General features: G+C 44.0%; 31 protein-coding genes and 1 pseudogene. 26 read left to right on the forward strand and 6 right to left on the reverse strand.

The features are described from left to right. Window positions 1-153 precede the first annotated feature (153 nt). The 13 genes and pseudogenes from tnpB (at window position 154) to K7P76_RS27170 (ending at window position 7,750) form a co-directional block, all read left to right on the forward strand. Entirely contained in the window at window positions 154-1,263 is a 1,110-nt protein-coding gene (tnpB, locus tag K7P76_RS27105; RefSeq protein WP_232189205.1) for an IS200/IS605 family element RNA-guided endonuclease TnpB, read from the forward strand. Between the two features lie 108 nt (window positions 1,264-1,371). Beyond that, window positions 1,372-1,710 (forward strand): hypothetical protein, encoded by a 339-nt coding sequence (locus K7P76_RS27110; protein ID WP_232189206.1) that lies wholly within the window; start codon window positions 1,372-1,374, stop codon window positions 1,708-1,710. A gap of 336 nt (window positions 1,711-2,046) precedes the next feature. Further along, window positions 2,047-2,475, forward strand: coding sequence for an SRPBCC family protein (locus tag K7P76_RS27115; protein ID WP_232189207.1), 429 nt, complete (start codon window positions 2,047-2,049; stop codon window positions 2,473-2,475). A gap of 600 nt (window positions 2,476-3,075) precedes the next feature. Further along, window positions 3,076-3,243 carry a YHYH domain-containing protein gene (locus K7P76_RS27125; protein ID WP_232189208.1) on the forward strand — a complete coding sequence of 56 codons (168 nt, stop codon included), beginning with the start codon at window positions 3,076-3,078 and terminating at the stop codon, window positions 3,241-3,243. Between the two features lie 192 nt (window positions 3,244-3,435). Then, window positions 3,436-3,690: a DUF2164 domain-containing protein gene (locus K7P76_RS27130; RefSeq protein WP_232189209.1), complete on the forward strand. Its 255-nt coding sequence runs from the start codon at window positions 3,436-3,438 to the stop codon at window positions 3,688-3,690. Window positions 3,691-3,750: 60 nt separating this feature from the next. Continuing rightward, complete coding sequence (locus K7P76_RS27135) at window positions 3,751-4,275, forward strand: YfiT family bacillithiol transferase (protein ID WP_232189210.1); 525 nt, start codon at window positions 3,751-3,753, stop codon at window positions 4,273-4,275. A 28-nt stretch (window positions 4,276-4,303) separates the two neighbouring features. Further along, the gene (locus tag K7P76_RS27140) at window positions 4,304-4,765 is read left to right on the forward strand and encodes a VOC family protein (protein ID WP_232189211.1); all 462 of its coding nucleotides are present in this window, start codon (window positions 4,304-4,306) and stop codon (window positions 4,763-4,765) included. A 24-nt stretch (window positions 4,766-4,789) separates the two neighbouring features. Further along, window positions 4,790-5,272: a GNAT family N-acetyltransferase gene (locus K7P76_RS27145; RefSeq protein WP_232189212.1), complete on the forward strand. Its 483-nt coding sequence runs from the start codon at window positions 4,790-4,792 to the stop codon at window positions 5,270-5,272. Window positions 5,273-5,332: 60 nt separating this feature from the next. Further along, window positions 5,333-5,689 carry a RidA family protein gene (locus tag K7P76_RS27150; RefSeq protein WP_232189213.1) on the forward strand — a complete coding sequence of 119 codons (357 nt, stop codon included), beginning with the start codon at window positions 5,333-5,335 and terminating at the stop codon, window positions 5,687-5,689. A 77-nt stretch (window positions 5,690-5,766) separates the two neighbouring features. Further along, window positions 5,767-6,138: a VOC family protein gene (locus K7P76_RS27155; RefSeq protein WP_232189214.1), complete on the forward strand. Its 372-nt coding sequence runs from the start codon at window positions 5,767-5,769 to the stop codon at window positions 6,136-6,138. A 30-nt stretch (window positions 6,139-6,168) separates the two neighbouring features. Continuing rightward, window positions 6,169-6,666: a DUF6933 domain-containing protein gene (locus K7P76_RS27160; protein ID WP_232189215.1), complete on the forward strand. Its 498-nt coding sequence runs from the start codon at window positions 6,169-6,171 to the stop codon at window positions 6,664-6,666. 70 nt (window positions 6,667-6,736) lie between these two features. Then, window positions 6,737-7,213 (forward strand): DinB family protein, encoded by a 477-nt coding sequence (locus tag K7P76_RS27165; RefSeq protein WP_232189216.1) that lies wholly within the window; start codon window positions 6,737-6,739, stop codon window positions 7,211-7,213. Between the two features lie 27 nt (window positions 7,214-7,240). Beyond that, window positions 7,241-7,750 (forward strand): annotated as a pseudogene (locus K7P76_RS27170) (DUF4188 domain-containing protein). Window positions 7,751-7,980: 230 nt separating this feature from the next. Here K7P76_RS27170 and K7P76_RS27175 read toward each other — a convergent pair. Next, a complete protein-coding gene (locus tag K7P76_RS27175) occupies window positions 7,981-8,280 on the reverse strand; it encodes a hypothetical protein (protein WP_232189217.1) in 300 nt (99 codons plus the stop codon). 116 nt (window positions 8,281-8,396) lie between these two features. Here K7P76_RS27175 and K7P76_RS27180 point away from each other — a divergent pair, with 116 nt between their 5' ends. From K7P76_RS27180 to K7P76_RS27200, 5 genes are all read left to right on the forward strand, one after another. Further along, window positions 8,397-9,101 (forward strand): FadR/GntR family transcriptional regulator, encoded by a 705-nt coding sequence (locus tag K7P76_RS27180; protein WP_232189218.1) that lies wholly within the window; start codon window positions 8,397-8,399, stop codon window positions 9,099-9,101. A 216-nt stretch (window positions 9,102-9,317) separates the two neighbouring features. Continuing rightward, window positions 9,318-10,508: a trans-sulfuration enzyme family protein gene (locus tag K7P76_RS27185; RefSeq protein ID WP_232189219.1), complete on the forward strand. Its 1,191-nt coding sequence runs from the start codon at window positions 9,318-9,320 to the stop codon at window positions 10,506-10,508. A gap of 154 nt (window positions 10,509-10,662) precedes the next feature. Further along, window positions 10,663-12,984, forward strand: coding sequence for a xanthine dehydrogenase family protein molybdopterin-binding subunit (locus tag K7P76_RS27190; protein WP_232189220.1), 2,322 nt, complete (start codon window positions 10,663-10,665; stop codon window positions 12,982-12,984). Next, window positions 12,971-13,804, forward strand: coding sequence for an FAD binding domain-containing protein (locus K7P76_RS27195; protein ID WP_232189221.1), 834 nt, complete (start codon window positions 12,971-12,973; stop codon window positions 13,802-13,804). The genes K7P76_RS27190 and K7P76_RS27195 overlap by 14 nt, the downstream gene beginning before the upstream one ends. Window positions 13,805-13,807: 3 nt before the next feature. Beyond that, window positions 13,808-14,287 (forward strand): (2Fe-2S)-binding protein, encoded by a 480-nt coding sequence (locus tag K7P76_RS27200; protein WP_232189222.1) that lies wholly within the window; start codon window positions 13,808-13,810, stop codon window positions 14,285-14,287. Here the strand turns inward: K7P76_RS27200 and K7P76_RS27205 are convergent. The 3 genes from K7P76_RS27205 to cdaS are packed head-to-tail and all read right to left on the reverse strand — an operon-like array spanning window position 14,242 to window position 16,433. Then, window positions 14,242-15,276 (reverse strand): FUSC family protein, encoded by a 1,035-nt coding sequence (locus K7P76_RS27205; RefSeq protein WP_232189223.1) that lies wholly within the window; start codon window positions 15,274-15,276, stop codon window positions 14,242-14,244. The genes K7P76_RS27200 and K7P76_RS27205 overlap by 46 nt on opposite strands. Before the next feature lie 21 nt (window positions 15,277-15,297). After that, window positions 15,298-15,798: a hypothetical protein gene (locus K7P76_RS27210; protein ID WP_232189224.1), complete on the reverse strand. Its 501-nt coding sequence runs from the start codon at window positions 15,796-15,798 to the stop codon at window positions 15,298-15,300. A 17-nt stretch (window positions 15,799-15,815) separates the two neighbouring features. Further along, on the reverse strand, window positions 15,816-16,433 hold the full coding sequence (gene cdaS / locus K7P76_RS27215; RefSeq protein WP_232189225.1) for a sporulation-specific diadenylate cyclase CdaS: 618 nt from the start codon (window positions 16,431-16,433) through the stop codon (window positions 15,816-15,818). Between the two features lie 200 nt (window positions 16,434-16,633). On the opposite strand from cdaS, the gene K7P76_RS27220 reads away from it, so the two are divergent. The 3 genes from K7P76_RS27220 (at window position 16,634) to K7P76_RS27230 (ending at window position 19,033) form a co-directional block, all read left to right on the forward strand. Further along, the gene (locus K7P76_RS27220) at window positions 16,634-17,605 is read left to right on the forward strand and encodes an aldo/keto reductase (protein ID WP_232189226.1); all 972 of its coding nucleotides are present in this window, start codon (window positions 16,634-16,636) and stop codon (window positions 17,603-17,605) included. A gap of 138 nt (window positions 17,606-17,743) precedes the next feature. Continuing rightward, window positions 17,744-18,472 carry an MBL fold metallo-hydrolase gene (locus tag K7P76_RS27225; protein WP_232189227.1) on the forward strand — a complete coding sequence of 243 codons (729 nt, stop codon included), beginning with the start codon at window positions 17,744-17,746 and terminating at the stop codon, window positions 18,470-18,472. Window positions 18,473-18,490: 18 nt separating this feature from the next. Beyond that, window positions 18,491-19,033: a DUF1697 domain-containing protein gene (locus K7P76_RS27230; protein WP_232189228.1), complete on the forward strand. Its 543-nt coding sequence runs from the start codon at window positions 18,491-18,493 to the stop codon at window positions 19,031-19,033. Window positions 19,034-19,071: 38 nt separating this feature from the next. Here the strand turns inward: K7P76_RS27230 and K7P76_RS27235 are convergent, their stop codons facing one another. Continuing rightward, window positions 19,072-19,635, reverse strand: coding sequence for a CGNR zinc finger domain-containing protein (locus K7P76_RS27235; RefSeq protein WP_232189229.1), 564 nt, complete (start codon window positions 19,633-19,635; stop codon window positions 19,072-19,074). A gap of 156 nt (window positions 19,636-19,791) precedes the next feature. Here K7P76_RS27235 and K7P76_RS27240 point away from each other — a divergent pair, with 156 nt between their 5' ends. The 4 genes from K7P76_RS27240 to K7P76_RS27255 all read left to right on the forward strand — a co-directional run bounded on the left by K7P76_RS27240 (window position 19,792) and on the right by K7P76_RS27255 (window position 23,247). Beyond that, on the forward strand, window positions 19,792-20,283 hold the full coding sequence (locus tag K7P76_RS27240; protein ID WP_232189230.1) for a DinB family protein: 492 nt from the start codon (window positions 19,792-19,794) through the stop codon (window positions 20,281-20,283). A gap of 190 nt (window positions 20,284-20,473) precedes the next feature. Then, a complete protein-coding gene (locus K7P76_RS27245) occupies window positions 20,474-20,986 on the forward strand; it encodes a hypothetical protein (protein ID WP_232189231.1) in 513 nt (170 codons plus the stop codon). 19 nt (window positions 20,987-21,005) lie between these two features. Then, window positions 21,006-21,599 (forward strand): YdeI/OmpD-associated family protein, encoded by a 594-nt coding sequence (locus K7P76_RS27250; protein ID WP_232189232.1) that lies wholly within the window; start codon window positions 21,006-21,008, stop codon window positions 21,597-21,599. A gap of 82 nt (window positions 21,600-21,681) precedes the next feature. Continuing rightward, window positions 21,682-23,247 (forward strand): family 10 glycosylhydrolase, encoded by a 1,566-nt coding sequence (locus K7P76_RS27255; protein ID WP_232189287.1) that lies wholly within the window; start codon window positions 21,682-21,684, stop codon window positions 23,245-23,247. A 52-nt stretch (window positions 23,248-23,299) separates the two neighbouring features. Here the strand turns inward: K7P76_RS27255 and K7P76_RS27260 are convergent, their stop codons facing one another. Then, complete coding sequence (locus tag K7P76_RS27260; protein WP_232189233.1) at window positions 23,300-24,157, reverse strand: alpha/beta hydrolase; 858 nt, start codon at window positions 24,155-24,157, stop codon at window positions 23,300-23,302. A 142-nt stretch (window positions 24,158-24,299) separates the two neighbouring features. On the opposite strand from K7P76_RS27260, the gene modB reads away from it, so the two are divergent. After that, on the forward strand, window positions 24,300-24,962 hold the full coding sequence (modB, locus tag K7P76_RS27265) for a molybdate ABC transporter permease subunit (protein WP_232189234.1): 663 nt from the start codon (window positions 24,300-24,302) through the stop codon (window positions 24,960-24,962). Window positions 24,963-25,061: the final 99 nt, after the last annotated feature.

The raw sequence follows: 25,061 nt of genomic DNA on the forward strand, positions 1-25,061 counted from the left end.
GAGGATTCGTTTATCATCTGGCTGAGAAGACTCCCTCTTCTACGAAGTAAGAGGGGGAAGAATCGACGGTGTTAAGCTTTGCACTCGAATGGGAACATATGTGCTATAATAGAGGGGTGAACCATCTACTTAGGAGGAGGTGAACAAAGCTCTATGTTGCACCCTAAAGCTTTTCGCTTTCGCCTCTATCCGACGCCCGAGCAGATGACCCTCATTCATAAGATGTTCGGGTGTTCCCGATTTGTGTTCAATCACTTTCTCGCCAAATGGAACGAATCGTACTACGAGACGGGAACAGGTTTGTCCTATCACAAATGTGCGACGGGTATTCCTGCGCTCAAACAATCTTTTGACTGGCTCAAGGAAGTAGACAGTATTGCTCTTCAATCTTCCGTCCGCCATTTGGCGGATTCGTTCGACCGCTTCTTCCGCAAACAAAACGAGGCTCCCCGTTTCAAAAGCCGCAAAAATCCGGTTCAATCCTACACCACGAGATACACGAACGACAATATTGCGATCCGGGATGCAGAATTGAAACTGCCCAAACTCGGATGGGTCCGTTTTGCGAAATCGTGCGAAGTGGAAGGACGTATCTTGTCGGCTACCGTAAGACGGAGCGCAACGGGCAAGTACTTCGTGTCCATCGTCTGCGAGGTGGACATCGTACCTTTGCCCAAGCGGGACACCGTCATTGGAATCGACTTTGGGCTAAAGAAATTTGCCGTATGCAGCCGCGGGGAAGATGAGATTAATCCCAAGCATCTGCGAAAGCGGGAGAGACGGCTGGCCCACTGGCAGCGGATCCTGTCGCGCCGCATACCAGGAGGAGCCAACTGGCACCGTGCCAAGCGGAAAGTAGCCATGATCCATGAGAAAATCGCGAACAGCCGGCAAGATTTCCTGCATCAGATCACTACCCGATGGATACGTGAAAACCAAACGATCTGTCTGGAGGATTTGCAGGTATCGGACATGCTGCAAAACGGAAGATTAGCCAAGGCGATATCCGACGTCTCGTGGTCAATGTGCAGGACGATGCTGGAATACAAGGCAAAATGGTACGGACGTAAGATCAGCGTGGTGGCGAAAGATTACCCGTCCAGCCAACTGTGTTCAAGCTGCGGGCATCGCAACCCGGAAGTGAAGGACTTATCGCTGCGGGAGTGGGATTGCCCGGTATGCGGAAGCCACCACGATCGGGACAAGAACGCCAGCCGGAACATTGAGAAAGAAGGATTGCGTTTGGCAGCGAAGACTGCCTGAACTGCCGGGACGGCAGGGATCGCTTGGTCAAGTTCGGACCGATAGGTACGATTACCCAAGAATCCCCCACTTCAGCGCAACAATGCAGGTGGCGGGAGTGTTCAACCAGTGACTAATAACTGGGTGACGATTATCCCCAATGGTTCAAGGTTTAAACCAAATAAAAGGCTTATTAATAGTAATAATGGGATACTGGTACACTTAGTGAATGCAGAAGACCATGGCTGGTCTTTTAGTATTTATGATGGGAAGAAAAGAACCTTTCATTACGAATGTGCTTGGGAAGAAGATATTGAAATAAACCAAGATGAATACAATAGAAATCGAATTGTAGAACTAATAAATAGTAATCCCAATAAAATGAAGTCAGTGACCCCTTTAGATATTACGAAGATTTTTTATATTTCAGATTTTGAAGAGGTTTTTGAAAGAAATCCAGTAAATTAAGTTGCGGAACTATTAAGACTGGGAAATTTTGAATGATTTCTTATGAGTATGTCCAAAGAGAATATAAAGAAAACCCTATTGAAATTCAGAATAAAGGGATAAGAATAGTTAAGAGTTTGTTTTCATTTTGAACAATAAGGGTTTATAGCTTCGGTCCGGATTGGAGATAGAAGAGGAGTCGGGGTTATAATAGGCAGTAGCAGGGAAATAAGTTCAATTCAATCGGTCATAGCCGCATGTAACTCCGAAGAAGTTTAACGTGACACCTACAAGGGGGATTATCTTATGACAAATTCGTCCAGCAAGAAGAGAACTGATTCTGCATCGAGAGTTATTATGTCATCACCGCGAACTATCTATAAGGCATTCGTGGATCCAAAGGCCCTGGTTTCGTGGCTTCCGCCAAAGGGCATGATAGGCCATATTTATGAGTTCGACGCTCGGAACGGTGGTGCCTATCGAATGTCCTTAACCTATGTCGGAACGGACCACTCAACGATCGGTAAGACCTCGGAACATGCCGATGTTGTCCAGGGGAGATTCCTGGAGTTAGTCCCAGACGAGCGTGTTGTACAACTAGTAGAATTCGAGTCCGAGGACCCCGCGTTCGCGGGCACGATGACAATGACATGGAGTTTGGCAGCCGTTCCGGAAGGTACCGAAGTCACCATCGTTTGTGAAAACGTACCGGAAGGAATACGGCAGGATGATCACGCCGCGGGATTGAGTTCCTCTCTGGAGAATCTCGCTGCTTTCACAGAATGACAAGTTCAATTATCATGGTTCTGTGCGCGCAAATGCCGAGTGGAGAAATTGTTGACAATTAGACATATCTTCACACTTGTGAAGTGCTATGTGTTGTTGGAGAGAAAATGGTATTTTTAGTAAAAAGCAGCCTAGATAAGGGAGGATCTGAACAAAGACGACAGAGAATTTGATAAAATCTTATAAGCGCCTTTCTTGCCGTGTGGGAATTTCCTTTGTTTCGGTTTGTGGAAAACATTGCTGTCGATCCATCCATACGGGGTAGTAACATCGGAGGAAAATTAATGACCGCGTATATCGGAGATTCATTAAATCTCATTCTATTGGAAGTGGAACCTCCTGCTACGGACTTAGTACATTCCCTACCAGAAACATGTCGGATGCTCTTTCGGCTAGACTGAGTCCGATCTGCAGCTGGCTTTGACCTGGTACACGCAGCTTCACCCATCGGTTGTTTTCTCCATAGCTTTTTGTAGTCATTCAAAGGGGCGGGGACCTTTTATAACAACGTATTCTCTATATCCTAAATATGGAATTTGCTATAAAATGATGTTAGATTCTATTAAGTCCTAAAGCATAGGGCAAATAAAGGGTGAAAATATGAAGAAGATCATCGTGATGTTTATTGCTCTCGTAGTATTAGTTGGAACTTCAACTTCTGCTTATGCACATTCAGGAAGAACGGATAAAAATGGTGGACATAATTGCTCCGCAAAATCCAAACAAAAAGGACTTTGCACTGGTTATCACTATCACAATAAAAAATAAACTAAAAGAAAATAACATGTCGAACAACACAATTGTAACTTTTAAACCCAGCTGAGATAATTCAAAGGCTGGGTTTATTAATATTAATCGTTTATCCACGGAAGGAACGGCAGTATTTTTATGCTAATATTATTATATAAGTAATCAAAATCGTGCCAAACACTTGAAAACGATCGAAGAGGAGTAATCTAAATGATCATATCTATCAAGCTCCCAAAAGAAGAAAAGGAGGAAATTGTAAAGAATGTTCAAACCTATTTTGAAGAGGAGCGATCGGAAATTATTGGGGCATTAGGAGCTGAGCAACTAATTGATTTCATGATAAGAGAACTTGGACCGTATATCTATAACAAGGCAATAGCGGATGCCAGAACTATAATAAACGAAAAGAACAATCAAATAGATGATGAATTATACACACTCGAGAAGCCGATTAAACGTAGTTAGGGTGCATCAGATAACACCATTTTCCCGTGGAGTCATTTGAAATATAAGGGGGATCAAAGAGTGGAAAAATTACGTTTTCCTATTGGTCATTTTGAACCGATTCTAACTCCTTCTTCTGAAGAGCGACAAAGCTTCATAAATCAGATCCCTAATATTTCAATAACTCTTAGAAGTCTTTTAAAGGATCTCACTCCTAATCAACTTCAAACCCCATATCGTCTCAATGGTTGGACAATTCAGCAGATTGTGCATCACTTAGCCGATAATGATATGAACGCTTACTTACGGTTTAAGAGGGCGTTGACTGAAGAAGAACCGCTGGCGGACTCTTATCGTGAAGATTTATGGGCAGAACTAAGCGATTACAAGAATGTCCCTATTGAAACCTCACTTTTGCTTCTTGAAATACTCCATAGTCGATTTCTGATTCTACTTAATGGGTTGAACCCAGATGACTTTAATAGAAGATTAAGAACCCAAGTACTAGGTAAAATTACTATTGATACTGCCCTGCAAAGGTTTGTTTGGCATAATCAACATCACATTTCGCAAATTAAATCTTTAATAGTCAGTAAGTGCTGGTAGCGCGATAATTTCTAAGGGAGTGTTTCCATTGAACCAACAATTTGCTTTTTCACGCATAGGCTACGTTTATGTACCAACAACTCAAATAGATGAGTCAATTGCCTGGTATATAGAAAACTTAGAATTCAAGTTGATGGATAAGTTCCAAGACCGAGGCTCAAATTTGGCAGTTCTACATCATCCACATAAGAATTCAATTGCGTTATTACTTGTTGAAACAACAAATAGAAACCCTTTGGAAATAACAAGAAATGGGAACCCTTTCCCCATTATGGCTCTCAATTGTCCAAATATCGAATATACATATAATTTGTTGAAGGATAAAGGAATCAATGTTGAGGAATTAAAAACCCTCGGGGCAGGAGAAGCTAAATATTTTTATTTCAGAGATAACGAAGGGAATTTATTAGAAGGAGCATGGTCAATTTGGGATCCGCAAGATGAAATAAAAGAAGACTTTATTAAGCAGCAGAATTCATATGAACTATAAGTAGCTAATCAAAGGGAGATAACCATGTTATCACATCGAACTCTATCAAATGCTGATTTAGAAACAATTTGTTCTTTTCCTCAGAATCCTGAGGAGTTGTTTTATATGGGTCCTAAATTTCATTATCCACTAACGCCTGATCAAATAGTAAGGGTGTTAGAGAATAGATTTAGTCCAACAGTAATAATAAATACAAGCACAATGGAGTCAATCGCCTATGCTAATTTGTATGATATAGACGATAAGGAATCGATTTGTTGGCTTGGTAATGTAATCGTTAGCCCGGAATATAGAAATAAAGGCATTGCAGAATTTCTAATAAATACAATGACTCATAAGGCCAAGAATGAATATGGAATAAGTAAGATGAAGCTATTTTGTCACAATACAAATACAAGAGGACTAATATTTTATTGCAAATATGGCTTTAAACCTTGTGGCAATAAAATAATAATAAGTCAGGAAAACAAGAAAATAGTTGCGATTGAAATGGAAAAAGAACTTTGAATGCATCTCAAACCGGTATGGCCTTATGCTTGTAATTTTTAATACTACTTGAAGGGATAGATGAACTTGAAAGAATATTTCGGTAAAGACAATTCAATGGGCCTGTCATATTCTCAAGCTATTAAAACCAACAATACGATTTATGTTGCAGGTCAGGGACCGGATAACCTTGAAGCTCCAGTTGATGAACAAATTAGACAAACTCTAAGGAACGTAAAGAAAGTACTTAAAGAAGCTGGAGCTGAATTAGAAGATATAGTTAAGACGAATGTAATATTAAACTACAATTTTATAACACCGGGTCAATTTGAAATTATCTATAAGGAGTTTTTTAAATATCCTTTTCCCGTTAGGACGGTATTAAGCAGTGACATTGGGTTCAATATACAAATAGATGTGGTAGCGGTGATTGACTAAGAGTTTCTAAAAAGCATAATCGGTGATCGCTTAATTATTCTGTAATTAAACTTGAATGCCCTATTGGAGGATTTAGCATGCAGTTGCTTGGTGGATATCATTATATACCTGTAAGTAACCTTCAACGCTCAGCGGAATGGTATTCAGATCATTTGGGCTTTAAATTAGTTTTCGAAGATCCATTGTACCTTGAATTAAGGTCCGAGTCCGGAATTAGAATTATCTTAATAACAAATGAGGATAACGTGAGATCTCATATGACATATTCGAATGGCCCACAAGCTGCCTATGGATTTATCGTTTCAAATATTGAAAGTACATACCAACAATTTATTGAAAAAGGAATTAAGATAGGTAGAATCTCCAATTATCAAGGAACATCTTTTGGATTTCATGATCCTGATGGTAATATTATTGAATTATGGAGTGACTATCCTACTAACAAATAAAACAATATAGATGGTGAAGGGACAAAAGATATGATAACAATCTCATGTACTAAGAAGCTATTTGAAGCTAGCGGTTTTGTTGAAGAACAAGACAATGAACAGAATGACGAGTTTTATAAATGGCATGCTAATATATTTCGCATGGCCAATAAAAATAACTTGATCGTTATGAACAATAAAACAAGATATTGTTTTATTTTATTTGGTATAAAGAAGGAGCATTATAAAAATTTTCAAGAGATATTTATCAATTCACTTATAGAAAATCTAAAGGCAGAAGGAATATCAGATACCTTAATCAACAAATATATAAGCAATGTGAATGATATAAAATTTATCAAGACATATGATCGAAGCGTTCTAGGATCTATGACAGACATGGTCAAAATGACGGAATTCTTAATTGAAGACTACTTACCAATAAAGGCAATGAATATCATCGATTTAAATAAAAAGAATAATAAATCCCCACTTGTAAAACTTAATAAAATCCCGAACCAATATATGAAAGAGACTCTTAGTAACTGAATCGAGAAAATATCGTGTTCACGAATCGGCTGCCAGTAAAAATATAAAAACCAAAGGAATGAATAGAACAATGTCACTTGAAATGCAAAGTTTACTAGAATTTTTTGAAGAGTGGATTTCGTTCACCATTACCTTGCAGGAATTAGATGAAGTGGTTTGGGAATCCAGTATTGAACCAGGTAAATGGGCCATAAGAGACATCATCAGTCATATTATGTTATGGGATAAGTATTTTTACGAGGAAGCAGTTGATAGAATTGCTTCTGACAAACAAGTCACTATCAAACACTTAAATTTTGATGACTTTAATAGCAAGGCAATTATATACGGGAGAACAATATCAACGGACGAATTAATTGAAAAGACCCTATTTTATCGTAAGAGAATCATTGGAGATATTAGAAATTTGTCGGAAGAGGCGATTAATCGAGATTATAAAGATGGGGACGGTAATGTTTTTAATGTTACGCAATACTTGAAGGATTTTATTTGGCATGATCAACATCATATGAATCCATTAAAGGAATATCTAAAAACAATAACCTAACTAAATCGGAATTAAGGAGAGAACGAAATGGCAAAAGTTATCCCAGGCAGATTTACAGCTGGAAATTGACGATTCATTTGTTGTATTTGTAATTGGTATGAGAATAAACCGATTATTTGCATTTCATAAATGGATTCCCGTAGCAAAAGCAATGGGACCCATGGTCAAAGAGTTATATCAAAACCCTGAACTTGGATTTATTAGCACGGAATTTTTTTGGAATTGGAGAGGCGTTACTCTATTACAATAATGGAGAAGTTACGAACAACTAGAGAAGTATGCTCGGGGCATCTAAAAGCCTGGAAAAATTTCAATAAATCTGTTGGGACGGATGGGACGGTAGGAAATTACCATGAAACGTATATGATCTATCCTGGACAATATGAATGCGTATACGGGAATATGCCTAAATTCGGTTTAGCCAAAGCGGGGAAGCATACCCCAGCAGTAGGTCGAATGGAAACATCAAAAAGAAGAATGGGCGGAGAAAATGAACCGGCAGTCCCAACTCCAAATAATCCTGATTTACCAAAATGAGCTGCAATTATTTTTGCTGATCAGGCAAATTTATCGGTAAATCAAGCCAGGCAAGACCGATATCGCGGTAAAAATGGTCAAATCCATGACCTTCTACGCCGTCATAAAATAGGGCTAATTTATTTCCTAGACGAAATACGGAAGGCGCGCCAATGACGGATTTTGACCAATTACACTTGCTGCCGTCAAATACGAGCGCTTTGTTGTCGACATCCCAGTTCTGGATATCCTTAGTCCAATAAACCCATATGGCATCGGTGTATTAATTTGATCTCGTTGAGTCCGACGTGATTGGTGAATAAAAACCATGTTCCGGTTTCTTCCTCGTAGAACACCGTACTGTTCTCGATCTGTTCCTCAAGAGGGAACAGAGGCTCCGGATCTACAGCCCATTGTCCGTCTAAATCTTTTGTGCGCGCAATTCCGTAACAATCCAACTCCTCGCTGCCGCGTCTTAACACAATACCGTGATCCTTGGCGGGTATGGTAAACTGAGTTTCCGATCTGCCATCGAGATATTTTTTGCCCAAAATCATCACGCCTTCCATCGTTTTTGAGTGCTTCGCTATTGACAGCGTTTGCAGTAGAATTTACAATTCAGTTAATTGGTCTGACAACTTACTAGTTATCGTCTGGAGAGATGAGTATGCTGAAGTCGTTAAAGAGACAAAAGCTGCACGAATCCATTACGGAGGAAGTGCTTAAATATATCGAGGAGAAGGGATTCAGCCAAGGAGATCGGCTGCCTACGGAGCGTTTTTTTTGCGAACAGTTTCAAATCAGCCGCCCTTCTTTCCGTGAAGCCATGAAAAAACTGGAAAGCTTCGGCTTAATTGAGATTAGGCCAGGAAGCGGAATGTATCTACGTGCCGAGAAAACGATATTGGCGGAGATGGCTAACTTCACGCTTAAGGTTTCATTGGAAAAGAAGGCATTACTCGAAATGATTGACTTGCGCGAAGTGATGGAGATGCATGCGATCGAACAAATAATTAGCCACGGCAATACCTTTTATCTGGACAAGCTGGGGGAAATCGTCGATGAATACGACTGCAAAAGAAATAAAGGCGGAATCCCTCGTCAAGAAGATTATATGTTCCACCTTGCGTTATACGAAGGATCCGAGAATCGATTAATGCTCACCTTGTTTCAGTCGATAAAGAAAATGGATTCTTTGTGGGCGGACCCCGTCATAGATGGACTGGATATACATGTGTTTGGAAGAGAAACCGAACCGCTGCACCGTCTTATTTACGAAGCGATGAGAAGAGGCGATGTGAAAACGGCAAAGAAACTCATTAGCAAGCACTTTGAAATTATGCGCGACGATCTTAAGAAAATCGGAGGATAGTCTCTCTGTCAACTCAAATTGGTCAGACAACTATCCAATATTATGATGTCAATTGGGGAGTAATGACGGCCGGTGCTGTTATGGCGCTAGTTCCTTCTCTCGTTATGTTCGCTGTTGTGCAACGTTTCGTCGTTGAAGGGTTGTCGGATGGAGCCGTTAAAGGCTGAGTAGGATTGAGAAAAAATTGGGATAGAGACAAAGGATGGAGAGGACAAAATGAGCAAGGAGTCTATTAAAGAAACAATGGATGCAGGTATGCAGACGATGCTAGCCCATTACGGAGATGAAACGTTTCATGGTGCGGTTGTTCCTCCTGTATTTATAAATACGTTATTCGCATTTGATTCGTATGAAGCTTTCCAAAGATCGCAATGGGAGAAAGAGGCTTATTATTATTCAAGAGTCTCTAATCCTACTCAGCAAATTGCCGAGAGGAAGCTGGCCGCATTGGAAAGAGGAGAGGCGGCTAAGCTGTTCTCCTCCGGTATGGCTGCGATTTCCTCTACGCTGCTTCATTGCTTGCAACAAGGAGATCATGTCGTGTGCAGCTTTCCGATATATAACGGTACTTATCAGATGCTCCGGTCGTATTTGCCTAAATTCGGAATTACGGCAGATTTCGTTGATTTTAGACAACTGGATAAAGTTCGTGAAGCGATCAAGCCGAATACGAAAATGCTGTATTGCGAGGGCTTGTCTACTTTCTTCATGGACGTGTTCGATATTCAGGCAGTTGTTCAAATCGCCAAAGAGCATCAATTGCTAACGGTAATGGACAACACCGTTGCCACACCGGCTACTTTGCGACCGCTAGAGTGGGGAATAGATATCGTAATCCATTCCGCTTCCAAATATTTATGCGGACACAGCGACGTGACGGCTGGAGTAGTCATTGCATCGCAAGAGAGGATCGAAGGAATAACGAAAAATGAAGTGGTGTTGCTTGGGGGTACGCTGGCTCCATTCGAAGCGTGGCTGCTGACGCGCGGATTGAAGACATTCGGACTTCGCATGAAGCAGCATGCCGAGTCGGCGATGCGGATAGCTATTATGTTAAGCAATCACCCTCAAGTTAGCAGAGTAAATCTTCCTTTACTAGAACAGCATGAGCAACATGAGCTGGCAGAGCGGCAGTTCAGCGATATTACGGGTTTGTTCAGCTTTGAACTGCATGGAGGTGCCGCTGCGGTCGCACGAATGATGAACAGGCTGCAGTTGTTTAAGATCGGCGTGAGTTGGGGAGGCTTCGAAAGTTTGGTTTATTCCCCCGGCCTCGGTATTCATCCCGATCAGAAGTCCCGAACCGAGCATGAAACCAGGCTGGAGCATACGATCAGAATATCCGTCGGTCTTGAGGATACGGATGATCTAATGAAGGATATTATTCAAGCGCTGGATAGTATATGAAGGAATTAAGCTCAAGCCGAAATCATGCTTGGGCTTTTTGTATGCGTAGAAAACAATATCATCACAGCTATTCGCTTAGTATATTTTAGATAATACGGACAAATAGCCATTTATATAAATAGGTTATCGGGTAGACCGAAGGAGTGGATAACAATTGGGAGCAGTTGGACAAAGCGTTCCGAGAAAGGAAACATGGGAAAAAGTTACAGGGAGAACCAAGTATATAGATGATAACCCGAGACCGGGGCTTTTACATGCTCAAATAGCTGTCAGCCCTCATGCTCATGCCAAAATACTGTCGATTGATACGTCAGATGCCTGGAAAATACCGGGGGTAAGAGCAGTCATAACCGGACAATATTATCCGATTTTGACGGGGTCGCCGCTAGCGGACAGGCCGCCGATCGCAATTGACAAAGTGAGGTATTATGGGGAGCCTATCGCCCTTGTTGTAGCGGAGCAAGAATATATGGCAGAAATGGCGGCTCTTCAAATCAAAGCGGAGTATGAGCTTTTACCGGTCGTACATTCCCCGAGCGAAGCCTATCAGAAGGACGCTCCGCTCATTCATGAGCATCTTGCCGAGTACAAGCGGCACGAAGAGGTTTACCCGGAAGCGGGAACAAACATCGCTAACCGTACTAAAATACGCAAGGGGAATAGGCAGGAGGGGTGGAACAAAAGCGTTCACGCCATAGAAGTGCATGTAACTGTACCGCAATCGGATCACGCCGCGATGGAAATGCGGTGCAGTATTGCGGAGATTTTACCTGGCGGCAAAACGATCATCCATTCCGCCTCACAATCACCTTATGTCATCCGAAGGGCAATCAGTCAATCTTTTCAAATTCCGCTGCATAATGTCGTCGTTCATACCCCTCTGGTCGGAGGAAGCTTCGGGGGGAAATCCGCCATTCAGATAGAATATCTTGCTTATTTGGCTTCCAGAGCCGTTGGTGGAAAAGCCGTAAAATTGGTTAATTCCAGGGAGCTGGATATGATCTCTTCTCCGGTGCATATTGGATTGGATGCCACAATTAAACTTGGCTGTACACATGAAGGGACAATTGCGGCCGCGGAAATTTTATATCTGTATGACGGCGGAGCCTATGCGGATCGGGGAGCGGTCATGAGCCGAGCGGGAGCCGTCGATTGTACAGGGCCTTATCGGATCGATAACGTTTATTGCGACTCATTATGTATGTATACCAACCATCCCTATTCAACTTCTTTTCGAGGATTCGGCCATCCGGAACTGACGTTTGCCATGGAAAGAGCAATGGATTTATTAGCGGATCAAGTGAATATGGACCCTCTGGAATTTCGATTTCATAATGCGATTGGACCGGGGGATACGACCCCGACACAAACTTTACTGGATAGAAGTAATATCGGTGATTTGCCCATGTGTATTGCAAAATTGAAAACGGTAATTCACTGGGATGACCGTCCCATCCTAGAAATCGACGGCCATCTCATAAAGGTGAAAGGGGTATGCTGCTTCTGGAAAACATCAAATACGCCGACAGATGCCGGGGCGGGAGCCGTAGTTATATTTAATCCGGACGGAAGCGTTAATCTGCTTTGCGGCGCAGTGGAAATCGGTCAAGGAACGAGGACGGCGCTTACTCAAATATTGGCCGAAAGGTTGCGTATGGATGATCGGATGATAGCTATTTCTACGGAGGTAAACACGGAAACCGATCCCCAACATTGGAAAACGGTGGCGAGCCGCAGTACCTTTTTAGTGGGTAATGCGATCCTGAAGGCGGCTGACGATGCCATCGAACAGCTAAAAAACATAGCTTCAATTGTGCTGGAATGCTCGCCGATCGAGTTGGATGTCGGAGGGGGGAGGGTGTTCTTCAAAAATCGTTCCGATAGCGGGATAGAGGTTGCAAAGATCGCTAACGGATACAAATTCCCGAGCGGAAATACCATCGGTGGCCAGGTAATCGGACGCGGAAGCTACGCAATGCGTAATTTAACGTTACTGGATCCGGAAACGGGCAAAGGAAATCCCGGGCCGGAGTGGACGGTAGGCGCACAGGCGGTTGAAGTGGAATTGAATACAAGAGATTACACTTATAAAATCGTTATGGCGGCAACGGTCATTGATGCCGGCAAGGTGATCAATCCGGAATTTGCCCGTAGTCAAATCACGGGCGCCATGAGTATGGGGTTGAGTTTTGCTAGTCGAGAGGCTTTTCTGTTTGATAATAAAGGAGTCATATTAAATTCGCAACTGCGAACATATAAACTGATTCGGTACGGGGAACAACCGGAATATAGGGTGGACTTCATCGAAACGCCTCATTTGGAAGCGCCATACGGATTGCGTGGAATCGGTGAGCATGGCTTGATTGGCATGCCGGCGGCATTGGCGAACAGCTTGTCAACCGCTGTCGGCGTAGGACTTAATCAGTTGCCTCTGACGCCGGAATCGATCTGGAGGACGGTTCATGATTCCGTTTGACTTTGACTATTATAAGCCTGCTTCCGTTCAGAAAGCCGTAGAATGGTTTCAGATTTTGCACCTGCAAGGTAAAAATCCGATGTATTTTTCCGGTGGAACGGAAATGATCACTTGGGCACGAAGAAACTCTATTCAACCGGGAGCTGTCCTCGATTTAAAGGCCATTCCGGAATGTAACGTAATGGACTTCAAAAAGGATAGCCTTGTTATTGGATCTTGCGTCACGTTATCGGCTTTGTCCGCGACGAATCTGTTTCCGCTGCTCAGCGAAACGGCACAAGGAGCCGCTGATCAAACGGCCCGAAATAAAATCACGCTCGGGGGGAACATTTGCGGCCAAATTTATTATAGGGAGGCTGTGCTCCCGCTGCTGTTGGCAAACAGTCGCATGGTCATAGCTGGACTGAAAGGCATGAAAGAGGTTTCTATTCATGATGTTTTCTTCCAACAGATAAGATTGGAGAAAGAGGAGTTTCTTGTACAAATCGTAATTGACCGTGGATATTTATCGTTGCCGTATGTTCACTACAAAAAAAGGCAGATCGGCAATGTCGGTTATCCTCTCGTAACGGTAGCTGCTCTTAAAAAAGATAATCAAATTCGCACAGCCTATAGCGGCGTTTGCGCATTTCCTTTTCGTTCCTTTGAAATTGAACAGGCTTTGAACGACCCCTTGTTGCCCCTTGCCGTAAAAATCGAACAGGCGATCGGTAAACTTCCGGCTCCAATTCTGACTAATGCGGAAGGAACCGCCTCATACCGGGAATTCGTGCTCAAACAAACGATGGCTGAAGCCGTAAACGTGTTGGAAGGAAGGTGAAGCATGCCATCTTACGATACTGCTCTTTATCCGATGGAATTTCATGTTAACGGAGAACGGAGAACGATTCGGGTTAGAGCTGCGGATACACTATTATATATTCTACGTGATAACCTTGGACTAACAGGGAGTAAATCCGGCTGCGATAATGGCGATTGCGGCACTTGTACGATATTAGTAAACGGGCTGCCTCAGAAATCGTGTCTCATGCTCGGCGTGGAAGCTTTCGGACAACATATCACCACAATCGAAGGTTTGGTAAATTCGCCTGTGCAGGAAGCTTTTGTTCAAAAGCAGGCGTTCCAATGCGGATACTGCACGCCCGGTTTTATTATGAACTGTCATGGCTTGTTGAATGTTCACCCGGATGCAAATGAAGAAACGATCAGGGTATGGTTGGAATCCAACATTTGCAGGTGCATGTCCTATGAAGAAATTCATAAAGCGGTGAAGGCTGTTTTTACAGGATCGCGGAAGTCTTGAATGAGTTGTTCGGCGTTCATATATAAAGCAAGTGGGTACTGATAGTTCTTTATATGGGAAGGTGCTTTTATTTGTAGTGCCAAAGTATTCGGATCGATTGTGCATGTATCCGGATCACCCAACATTTTTTTCCATTCCTTTATGAGCATTGCTATCGTGTTCAAATGATCAGCCCAAATCCGTTGATCCTCTTTTGTAAAAAAGCCGCTTCCGGACCAGTTAATAAAAATACTTATCATGTCAGAAAGATTCGCATAGCCTAATCGGAGTTGATCTAATTGCCGTGTCAGTTGATTCAAAGCATTGCGTTTTTTTTGAGCGAGCGGATTGTAATGCAAACTTTGGCCCGCTTTTTCCGATTCGGTTGTTGCTTGATGAAGTTCTTGAAATAGGATTTGCAGTTTTGCCTTCATATTCTGAGTTTCAATCAAGGAGCAACCTTTTTCTACCCACCGTGCGGCGTTAAAAAAATGGTTGGTTAAATGGTCCGCGAAATGGATCATCTTTTTCTGGGCTTTATTAATGGAATCGGGGGGGAATAGCAGCATTTGGATCAGTACCGCAACTGCAGCGCCGATAACGGTATCGCGAATGCGATCAAGCGGATAGCTGGGCATCTTGCTTTGAAAGTACATCACCAATAAAATGCTGAGCGCAACTTGAATCATAATCGCATGGTCCAATTTCAACATCGCAACGATGGCGGCCCCGACAAAGAGCAACAGCCCGATACTCCAACCGCTTAAACCAACGTAGGGTGCTATCAACGCAGTGAAAAAGACGCCGGCAATTGTACCTATAACTCGTTGCCATGCGAATTGGATGGATTTACTGACAGTTAGCTGAATGGACAATATGACCGTAAGCGGAGCTAGGTAAGGATGGCTAGATCCAGCCCACTTTGCTAATTCCCATGACAATGCTGCAGCTAAAGGGGTTTTCCATACAATCCCGTATTTATTGATAAAAACCATGATCTTACCCTTCATTTATTTAACCCCACTTTAATATTAGTCTGGATTATTGATATCCGATGAATTTGTTTTTTCAAACCAAATATCGCTCAGACCATTTTGCTTAATGAATTTTTCATTATCATAATTCAACACCACAATAATTTGGCGGCGATTTTCTTGAAACAACAATGCTTTTGGTTTTTGGCCGTGTTCAAGGAAGAGATAGATCTCACTAACTTTATTGAGATAGAAAGCATGTGGAATTTGAACCTTGGTTGGGAATGGGAGATGAAATACTAGGCCACTCACAGGATTCATAGAAAAACCTTCATAATGGGCTGGGGAAGATTGGAGAACGCCAAGTACGGAATTTTTAAATTCTGATGTCAGGGGCATGACTTTAACGACTTTTTCTTGTTTAACATCAAAGACCGAAACAGTAGGCAGTTCTTTAGACGAGACAAGCTGATTTGTCATTAGAAATAAGGCTAAGACCGATATGATTTTGATCATTTTGAATTTCATAATTAAATCCCATTTCTTGAGGGCTTCCATATTGGTCCTCCCAACGATCAAGGCGTGATTACGGGGTACAATTGTCCTTTATTGGCAAAGGAAGCTTTGCCGGTCTCCTCGGAGACGACGAGGACGATTGCATCGGTCAGTTCTGAAAGGCCGACCGCTGCTCGATGACGAGTGCCGGTTATTCTGTCGTTGCCGCGGGTCGTCGTTAAGGGAAGAATGTTCTTGGCGGAAACAATTTGATTGGATCGGATGAGTATGGCTCCGTCATGAAGCGGACTGCCAGGGTAGAAGATGGATTCCAGCAAGGAATGAGTGATCGGCGCGCCTATCATGATACCGGGTTGAAGAAGAGATTCAATTGAATCATTTCTTTCCACGGCGATTAATGCGCCATGACGTCGTTCCGACAAAGTTTTGATACAGAGGGATAAATCCATATAACGTTCAATGTATGGAGATAAATAACAATTCAAATAAAAGGTTGCCGCGCTCGATTCGATATGGAAAAAGTTTTTTTTGATTTTCTCGAATTCTCCGAGCAAGCAATCGTTCTCATCGTCGAGGGTGCGCAAGAGTTGTTGCAGTCGTTCCGTCATTTGATGCAAATCTTCTTTAATTATTCGTTTCATCGGCGAGAAGTCGCAATTAACGGAAGGTGTCGTCATTAAGGGTCACATCTCCATAATCAGGCTCTGCATTAGCATGCAAAATTGGGTTACTTTGTATGCAGAGCACACGTACAAAAGGTAGGTTACTTCAAAGTTACTTACGCACAAACTTTTCAGTTCTTATTCTCGGCAATGTTTTCCCTTACAATAAGAAGGGATACACTTGATAATAACAAGCGATCATGGGAGGTAATACGATGAATTATAGAACATTGGGCAAAACCGGACTGAATGTATCGGAAATCGGATATGGAGCGTGGGGAATCGGCAAGTCCCATTGGATCGGGGCTTCCGACGACGAGTCGATTAAAGCCTTGAAGCGTTCGATCGAATTGGGGCTTAACTTCATCGATACCGCGCTTGGATACGGGGAAGGCCACAGCGAGAGGCTCGTTGGACAAGTCGTTAAAGAGCATTCGGATAAAATCTACGTCGCAACCAAGATTCCGCCGAAAAATTATCAATGGCCTGCGCAAGCGGGAGTGCGCGCAGAGGAAACTTTTCCGGCAGAACACGTGATCAAGTGCACTGAGCAAAGTCTAAGCAATCTCGGCTTGGATACCATTGACGTCCAACAATTCCACGTATGGTCCGATGAATGGGTAGGCCAAGGGGATTGGGCGGAAGGAATTCGGAAGCTTAAAGAGCAAGGCAAGATCCGCCATTTCGGCGTTTCCATCAACGATTATCAGCCGGCGAACGCGATTAAATTAATCGAGACGGGGCTTGTGGACACCGTTCAAGTGATTTATAACATTTTCGAGCAGAGCCCCGAGGATGAATTGCTGATTGCTTGCCAGAAGCATAATATCGGCGTCATTGTTCGGGTAGCATTGGACGAAGGCGGCTTAACGGGAACAATCACTCCACATTCCCAATTTGCTGAAGGGGATTTCCGCGAAGGTTATTTCCAAGGAGATCGCAAACGACAGGTTTACGATCGGGTCAGTCGGATCACCACGGATTTAGGCATTTCAAACGATCAAATGGCCGAAACCGCTCTGCGTTACGTACTCAGCCATCCAGCCGTTTCTACCGTAATCCCAGGCATGCGCTCCGTTCGCAACGTAGAGCGGAACATGAAAGTCGGCGACGGCCAAGGCTTGCCGGAAGATCAACTCGCTAAGCTCAAATCTCATCGGTGGGTAAGGGATTTCTATCGGAGTTAAGGACGTAAAATAAATTCATATATTCGATCAACACCTTGCTGGAGTTCGGCTTGGTGTTTTTTTGTGAAGGTGTTTTGTAGATTATTGTCGAATAAGATGGGGGGATAAGTTGAAAGAAGTAAGGGGGCTTACTTTTAGATGATCGAGTTAATGATGTTAGGCACGGGAAGCGGTTTTTCCAGAAAATATTATAATAACAATGCCTTGTTTAACCTTAACGGTTACAAGCTCTTGGTGGATTGCGGACACACTGCGCATAGGTCGCTTAATGATCTGGGAATGTCGTGGCATAGCGCAATTGATGGAATACTCATTACGCATATTCATGCCGACCATGTTGGCGGACTTGAAGAGGTTGCCCTTGACGGGAAGTATAAATATAACAAGAAAGTCGATCTGTACATAGCGCAAGATTTGGTCATGCCGCTCTGGAACAACTGTTTGCAGGGGGGAGTCTGTGATCCACTGCACAATGACTTGTCGGATTTTTTCAACGTTAAAGCTCAGGACGAGAAACCCTTTCAGATTAATGGAATTCAGCTAGCGCTAATCCATACCGAGCATGTTCCAGGCAAGAAAAGTTACTCCGTTCTCATCGACGATCTCTTCTTCAGTTCGGATGCCCAATTCGACGAGAAGTTAATAGTGTCTATGAACGAGAAAACCCGGATGCTGTTCCATGATTGCGTACTCGACAAATCCCCAATTCATGCTTCGATTGACGAACTGCTAACTTTGCCTTATGACATACAAGAGAAAATATGGATCATGCACTATTCGGATCATCTGGAAGAGTATAAACGGAACAACGATATGGGTAAGTTGAAAATATTACAGCAGCATAAACAGTACCTATTGAAAAATTAAGCGGTTGGAGTGGTCGGAATGACAACCTACATAGCACTTCTTCGAGGAATTAACGTAAGCGGACAGAAAATGATCAAAATGGACCATCTAAAGGGTGTCTTCGAATCGATGAAGCTTCATCATGTTCGGACGTACATCCAAAGCAGGAATGTCCTTTTCGAATCGCCTGAGGGTGACGCTCAGCTGCTTACGAAACGAATCGAGCAGCACATCGAGTCCGCCTATTCCTTTCAAGTAACGGTTATACTCCGAACGCTGAAAGAATTGGAAGAGATCATCCGCCAATGTCCTTACAAGCCGGAACAATTGTTGGAAACAGACTCCCTGTATGTCAGCTTCCTGTCTGAGCTTCCGTCTAGCGAAGCAATCGATAAGTGTATGGCTTTGCAGAACGACATTGACGAATTCGCGATTGCGGATAAGGAAGTTTATATCCTTATCCATAAGAAATACGGGGAAACGAAATTTTCCAACAATTTTCTTGAGAAAAAGCTCAAAGTAACCGCGACGACGCGGAATTGGGCAACCGTTAACAAGCTGGTGAGCTTGGGAAGAGGCTGACTTTTAGTTGATGAAATGAACGAATAACCGAGTTGTCGTTAGTGCTCAGACGGGGGCATGGCGGCCTCGGCTTTTTTGCGTGCGCGGAAACGTCTGACCTTCATTAAATTGCCGCACATCTTATCGTCGCAGTAACGCTTCGATCGGTTGCGGGTATCGTCATAATAAACCCATAGGCAATTAGGATTGTCGCATATGCGAATGCGGGATGGCTCGCCATCTGCCAGCATCTGAGCGAATGAAGCCGCTATTTCGGCCATTACGTTCGGCCATTGATGACCGGTAGGAGAGAGAGTGACTCGGTAATGCACATCGGTAGTAGCTATCTGCCGGATGACCGGTCCGTCAGCCAACACTTTGTTAAGTGCTTGAATATCTTCCGCGCTAGGGGAGACGGCGGAAACAAGAACCATGACTATGCGATGCATGAGTTCTCTTAATTGTTTCAAGTTGGATAGCTCATTGGAATTAGGAAGACCGAGGTCGAATTGCTGCTGTTTCAGCCACTTCCGTAACCAGTCCGGATCGTCAAGTCGATCTTCGACCGCCCCGTCTCCACGCCAATCATGATGAACGCTATTCAGGAAATCGTCCCACAGCATAGTTGCTCAGCTCCGCTTTTTATCCCATATTGTAACACCTTAAAGGTGCTTATACTAGTTACTTGACCCTTAGTTGCATTCATGATAACTTACTTATGTAACTAGTTAATTATAATTTGGTGGTTACATAATTCGGTCGAAAAGGAGAATCGATTCATGAACAAAATCGAGCTATTGCTCCAAGGTTGGGACAGCTGTTATGAGAAGGAAGAATGGAACCCGCCGTTAACCGACGTACTAAACGATGTCACGGCCGAACAAGCCATTTGGAGACCCGATGGCGAGCACGTGAATACGATTTGGGAGACGGTTACTCATCTTATTTTCTACAAAGAACGATTGTTGAAACGCTTGACCGGAGAAGAAATCGAATACCCTTCCGGATTAACGAACGATGATACGTTTACCGTCGCTTCAACAAGCGAAGAGGATTGGCTGCAAACACTTTCACGGCTAAGCGCGGTACATCTGGGCATTCGGGAGCGACTCGCCGTTATGCCGGAAGAACAATTCGACCGTAAGATTCCGTCCACTCCGGTTGGGTTATGGATCCATAATTTAATCTTGCATGATTCCTACCACACCGGGCAGATCGTGTTTCTTCGCAAGCTCCAAGGCTCATGGCCATCTCGTCGTTCTTTCGAATAATCGCCATGCCAAAAGACGCAGACTAAAAATCATCCGATCCTAATATGTTGTCGTATAGGCATTTTTCACAAGGTTAAAAAATTTTAATAAATCCAACGCGGACATGTAACTTTCTGTTTAATAGCTACGTCTAATGGCTAAAGGATATTGAAGGCTGTTATTAAGGGCCTCTGAAGGAGAGAATGCGGACATGATCAACAAAATGCTAATCAGCTTCGCCGCCGTATTATTAGGGTTCATGTCGCTTGGGTTTATTCATGCCAATAATAACGATTACATGCCTGTTCCCCGCGATTCGGAAACACATGCTTCCTATATTGACCAAATCTATCAAGAGAACGGCAAAACGTATATTAAAGCGGATTTCATCCAATGGTATGAAGGCGAAGAAGCTAACAAAGTATTCCGCGAGAGGGAGCATGACCCGGAAATGACCGAAGCTCCCGATGGCTACTATATTGTAAATGACGATACGAAATTACAAACTTTTGAGATTGCCGGCGATGCTAAAGTATATATGCAAATCTATAATCGGACAGGAAACATTGAAGAGGCAAGCACAAAGTGGAACGAAGAAATCAGCGTCGCGAAATTCGCTTCGTTGTTCTCGGATGAATCAGAGATGAACATGAAAGACTATCCTTATCATCTGACGATCGAGAACGGTATTATCGTTAAGATAACGCAGCAATTCATTCCGTAAGTTTGAGGTGTTTGTCGCGATGAGTGAACAACCGATTTTTTTCGCTACGCCAGCAGAGTGGCGAACTTGGTTATCGGACAATTATGATCGGTTATCACATCTGCTAGTTGGATTCTACAAGAAGAGTTCAGGAAAGCCCAGTATAACCTGGCCCGAATCCGTGGATGAAGCTTTATGTTATGGCTGGATTGACGGCGTGCGCAAAAGCTTGGACGAAGAGAGCTATACGATCCGATTCACTCCTAGGAAAGCGGACAGCATATGGAGCGCCGTGAACATCAGACGTGTCGCTGAGCTAACGGAGCAAGGATTCATGAAGCCTTCCGGGCTTACGGCTTTCGATAAACGTAAAGAAGACAAATCGGTTATCTACTCCCATGAGCAGAAGGATAAGTCCATTGAGCTTGGTTCATCGTATGAACAGCAATTTAAGGCGAACGATAAGGCGTGGAATTATTTCGAGAGTCAAGCTCCCGGGTATCGCAAAACGGCAATATGGTGGGTAATCAGCGCGAAGCGGGAAGAGACCAGACTTAAGAGGCTGACCGAACTGATTCAAGATTCCGAGCAAGGAAAGAAAATCGCGTATGTAACGTGGACCAAGAAGCTTTGACCCAGGAAAGCTATTTTTACTGCAACCATTATCCCTCTAAAGCGTCTAATCATTGAGACTAACCTTTGGAGGATTTTACATGATGAAGCTTTATACCCGATTTATATGCGTTCTACTATCGCTTGTTCTGTGCGTCCCTCTAATTGGGAGTACAAATACCTTCGCTAAGACGCCATCCAAGATCAGCATTTATTTGGATGGAAATCTAATTACTTCGGATGTTCCCCCCTATATCATCCCTAAATTAAACATTACAATGGTACCGCTAAGCGTCATCAGTAAAAATCTTGGAGCTGGAGTGACGTGGACGCAAGCAACGAAAACGGCCACGATTACGCAAACCGGCTTAACACTTACGATGAAAATCGGGCAAAAATACGCAATGGTTAATGGAGAACGAGTCAATCTCGATGCTACCGTTCAAGCGATAAGCGGCCGCGTGATGGTTCCTTTGCGTTTCGTCAGCAACCAGATGAAACTTCTGGTCACGTGGTATCAATCCGCTCAAACTATTAAGCTGCAATCGGAAGAGGGGTTGGCTGACAATTCGCTCAAAGGGGCATGGATTTCCACCGTCTTCAACCTTGATTGGCCATCCAAAGGCTCCTATGGCAATGCAGAGCTGCAGCAGCAGGAGTATGTTCAAATGCTGGATGAATTGCAAGATATGGGGTTAAACACGGTATTCGTTCAAGTGCGCCCGTCCGCCGACAGCTTATATCCGTCGCAACTCGTGCCTTGGTCGAAATTTCTGCAGGGGACACAGGGGCTTGCTCCGGATTATGATCCATTGGCGTTCATGATCGCAGAGACGCATAGACGGGGCATGGAATTCCATGCTTGGTTTAACCCGTTCCGCGCGAATACCGATTTGAAGACGGAAAACTTGGCTTCCAATCATGTTGCCATTACGAATCCGGAATGGATCGTGAAATCCGGCAACATCATGTACATTAATCCCGGCATTCCAGATGCGCGCCAACATATTATAGATGCCATTATGGAAGTCGTGAACAATTATGAAATCGACGGCGTTCATCTGGACGATTACTTCTATCCGTCCGGCGGGAAGTTCGATGATGACCTTACTTATTCTACTTATAACGCCAATAACATATCGACTAAGGACGATTGGCGTCGCGATAATATTAACCAATTCGTTCAACAGCTTGGACAAGCCATCCACCTTGCCAAACCACAGGTACAGTACGGCATCAGCCCCTTCGGCGTGTGGCGCAATCAGTCGGTGGACAGCACGGGTTCCGATACGAAGGCGGGCGTAACGGCATATGACAATATGTATGCCGATGTGCGTACATGGATCCAACAAGACTGGATCGATTACGTCGTGCCCCAAATTTACTGGAGCCTTTCCTTTCAAGCGGCCCGATATGACAAGCTAGTCGATTGGTGGGCGAATGAAGTGCGGGGGACGAATGTCAAGCTTTACATTGGCCACGCCACATATAAGCTGGGAACTCCGGAAATCGGTTGGAGTACGGCGCAAGAAATCATAAATCAGCTTAACTATAATAAAAACGATTTCGAGGTTAAAGGGGATGTGTATTTCAGCGCCAAAGATTTGCGGAGAAATCCGTTCGGCCTGATTCCTGCGCTTCAAGATTACTACAAAGTGACTAAGCCATAACGTAAACCCCTGAATTCTTCCCTGCTAGGTGAGAATTCAGGGTTTATTATGTTTATACGGCAGGGTCCTTGCCTGCTAATTGTTCATTTAACCACGTACGGATTACCGCGAACACGTCTTCACGACCTATATCGTTATGCAATTCATGCTTGTAGCCAGGCCATTCATGCCAACGGGACAATGCTTTCGTCTGATCGGCGAATTGTTTGCTGGCATGGATCGATGTGACACGATCATCTCCGCCATGCATGATCAGCAAGGGAACCTTCAAATCATTCGCATGCTCCAAAGCCCAATTTCCCGCCCGATGGACGCCGAAGTAATATTTGGCCGTTATTTGCCCATGTCCCAGCTTATCGTTGACATAACGTTCGATCATCGCCGGATCGGAGGTGAGGTGCTCCGCAACCATAGGGCGACTGTTCGTATATTTCGGATAAATCCTTTCGATGATCCGACCGATCGCCGCTTGCAGGGACGGGGGCTTAAAGGCAAGCTTTAACCACGGACCCGTCACGATCGCTCCGGCGATCTTCGGTTGTTTCCTCAGCAAGTAATTGAGCGTAACATTGCCTCCCATGCTGTGTCCGTATAAGAAAAAGGGGATTCCCGGATATTTCGTCCGAGCTTCCGCGATAAGGAGGTCCACTCCTTCGAGAAGTCCTACATACGCGGGCACGTGACCTCGCTTGCCTTCCGTTCGCCCATGACCTCTCTGGTCAAATCCGATAACCATATAACCTTCGGCATTCAGCATCTCCGCGACGTGGGAATAACGCCCCATATGCTCGCCCATGCCGTGAACGATACCGACAACGGCCCGTGCTTCCTCGGGTTGATCGGGGCTCCATTCGCAAGCGAACATCCGAGTACCATCCGCGCATTTCCATTCCATTTCCTTGTAACCCATGCGACGATCCCCCTAAGATATCCGAATACTCTAACCCTATCTTAAACGATTTTGATCCGGTTGGATCGACAATATCGGAATTGTTTGTGCTAAAATAAGGCTAAACTTCGCGTGAATCGATTTTAAAGAGGAGTCACCCCTATTGTCCGATTGGAATAATTTTGCCGCACCCGTCTATCTATCCATCCAAGTCGCCGTCATTAGCAGTATAATCGTCTTTGCCCTAGCTGTCGCTATTGCCAAATGGATGGCCCGTAAACGGTTTGTCGGCAGAAGCGTACTTGAAACGTTGTTTCTGCTGCCGCTCGTGCTGCCCCCATCCGTAGTCGGATTCATCCTTCTCGTATGGCTAGGCAGACGTAGTATAGTCGGACGAGCGTACGAATGGTTCGTTGGACAGCCGATCGTCTTTTCTTGGATTGCTGCCGTCATCGCAGCGGTAGTCGTCGCGTTCCCGCTCGGATATCGGACGATCAAAGCGGGCTTCGAAGAAGTGGACGAGGAACTGGAGGATTCCGCCCGCGCCCTCGGTGCCAGCGAATGGCAAGTATTCCGCTACATCACCGTACCTCTAGCCTCTCGCGCTTTGCTCGCCGGTTATATTCTCGGATTTGCCCGAGCACTTGGCGAGTTCGGTGCGACGTTAATGATTGCGGGCAACATTCCTCATCGTACGCAAACGATACCTACGGCGATCTACGTTGCCGTAGATGGAGGCAACCTGTCCTTAGCATGGATGTGGACGTTCGCGATGATATTATTGTCTTTCCTCATGTTGTTTGTGGCGAATCGATATTCCAAATAGGTGTTATTATACCCACTCTCTCTTCCGAATTGGAATAGGGAGTGAATTTTGTTTACAATAGAACGATAAGCTGCGTTTGAAGGAACTGCATGGAGAGGA

It is taken from the genome of Cohnella silvisoli (assembly GCF_021190915.1).
Lineage (GTDB): Bacteria > Bacillota > Bacilli > Paenibacillales > Paenibacillaceae > Cohnella > Cohnella silvisoli.

Bases quoted from the DNA above. Each gene is read 5' to 3' on its own strand.
- tnpB (WP_232189205.1), top strand. From the start codon at position 154: ATGTTGCACCCTAAAGCTTTTCGCTTTCGCCTCTATCCGACGCCCGAG.
- K7P76_RS27115 (WP_232189207.1), top strand. From the start codon at position 2,047: ATGTCATCACCGCGAACTATCTATAAGGCATTCGTGGATCCAAAGGCC.
- K7P76_RS27125 (WP_232189208.1), top strand. From the start codon at position 3,076: ATGAAGAAGATCATCGTGATGTTTATTGCTCTCGTAGTATTAGTTGGA.
- K7P76_RS27130 (WP_232189209.1), top strand. From the start codon at position 3,436: ATGATCATATCTATCAAGCTCCCAAAAGAAGAAAAGGAGGAAATTGTA.
- K7P76_RS27145 (WP_232189212.1), top strand. From the start codon at position 4,790: ATGTTATCACATCGAACTCTATCAAATGCTGATTTAGAAACAATTTGT.
- K7P76_RS27150 (WP_232189213.1), top strand. From the start codon at position 5,333: ATGAACTTGAAAGAATATTTCGGTAAAGACAATTCAATGGGCCTGTCA.
- K7P76_RS27155 (WP_232189214.1), top strand. From the start codon at position 5,767: ATGCAGTTGCTTGGTGGATATCATTATATACCTGTAAGTAACCTTCAA.
- K7P76_RS27160 (WP_232189215.1), top strand. From the start codon at position 6,169: ATGATAACAATCTCATGTACTAAGAAGCTATTTGAAGCTAGCGGTTTT.
- K7P76_RS27165 (WP_232189216.1), top strand. From the start codon at position 6,737: ATGTCACTTGAAATGCAAAGTTTACTAGAATTTTTTGAAGAGTGGATT.
- K7P76_RS27180 (WP_232189218.1), top strand. From the start codon at position 8,397: ATGCTGAAGTCGTTAAAGAGACAAAAGCTGCACGAATCCATTACGGAG.
- K7P76_RS27185 (WP_232189219.1), top strand. From the start codon at position 9,318: ATGAGCAAGGAGTCTATTAAAGAAACAATGGATGCAGGTATGCAGACG.
- K7P76_RS27195 (WP_232189221.1), top strand. From the start codon at position 12,971: ATGATTCCGTTTGACTTTGACTATTATAAGCCTGCTTCCGTTCAGAAA.
- K7P76_RS27200 (WP_232189222.1), top strand. From the start codon at position 13,808: ATGCCATCTTACGATACTGCTCTTTATCCGATGGAATTTCATGTTAAC.
- K7P76_RS27205 (WP_232189223.1), bottom strand. From the start codon at position 15,276: ATGAAGGGTAAGATCATGGTTTTTATCAATAAATACGGGATTGTATGG.
- K7P76_RS27210 (WP_232189224.1), bottom strand. From the start codon at position 15,798: ATGGAAGCCCTCAAGAAATGGGATTTAATTATGAAATTCAAAATGATC.
- cdaS (WP_232189225.1), bottom strand. From the start codon at position 16,433: ATGACGACACCTTCCGTTAATTGCGACTTCTCGCCGATGAAACGAATA.
- K7P76_RS27220 (WP_232189226.1), top strand. From the start codon at position 16,634: ATGAATTATAGAACATTGGGCAAAACCGGACTGAATGTATCGGAAATC.
- K7P76_RS27225 (WP_232189227.1), top strand. From the start codon at position 17,744: ATGATCGAGTTAATGATGTTAGGCACGGGAAGCGGTTTTTCCAGAAAA.
- K7P76_RS27230 (WP_232189228.1), top strand. From the start codon at position 18,491: ATGACAACCTACATAGCACTTCTTCGAGGAATTAACGTAAGCGGACAG.
- K7P76_RS27235 (WP_232189229.1), bottom strand. From the start codon at position 19,635: ATGCTGTGGGACGATTTCCTGAATAGCGTTCATCATGATTGGCGTGGA.
- K7P76_RS27240 (WP_232189230.1), top strand. From the start codon at position 19,792: ATGAACAAAATCGAGCTATTGCTCCAAGGTTGGGACAGCTGTTATGAG.
- K7P76_RS27245 (WP_232189231.1), top strand. From the start codon at position 20,474: ATGATCAACAAAATGCTAATCAGCTTCGCCGCCGTATTATTAGGGTTC.
- K7P76_RS27250 (WP_232189232.1), top strand. From the start codon at position 21,006: ATGAGTGAACAACCGATTTTTTTCGCTACGCCAGCAGAGTGGCGAACT.
- K7P76_RS27255 (WP_232189287.1), top strand. From the start codon at position 21,682: ATGAAGCTTTATACCCGATTTATATGCGTTCTACTATCGCTTGTTCTG.
- K7P76_RS27260 (WP_232189233.1), bottom strand. From the start codon at position 24,157: ATGGGTTACAAGGAAATGGAATGGAAATGCGCGGATGGTACTCGGATG.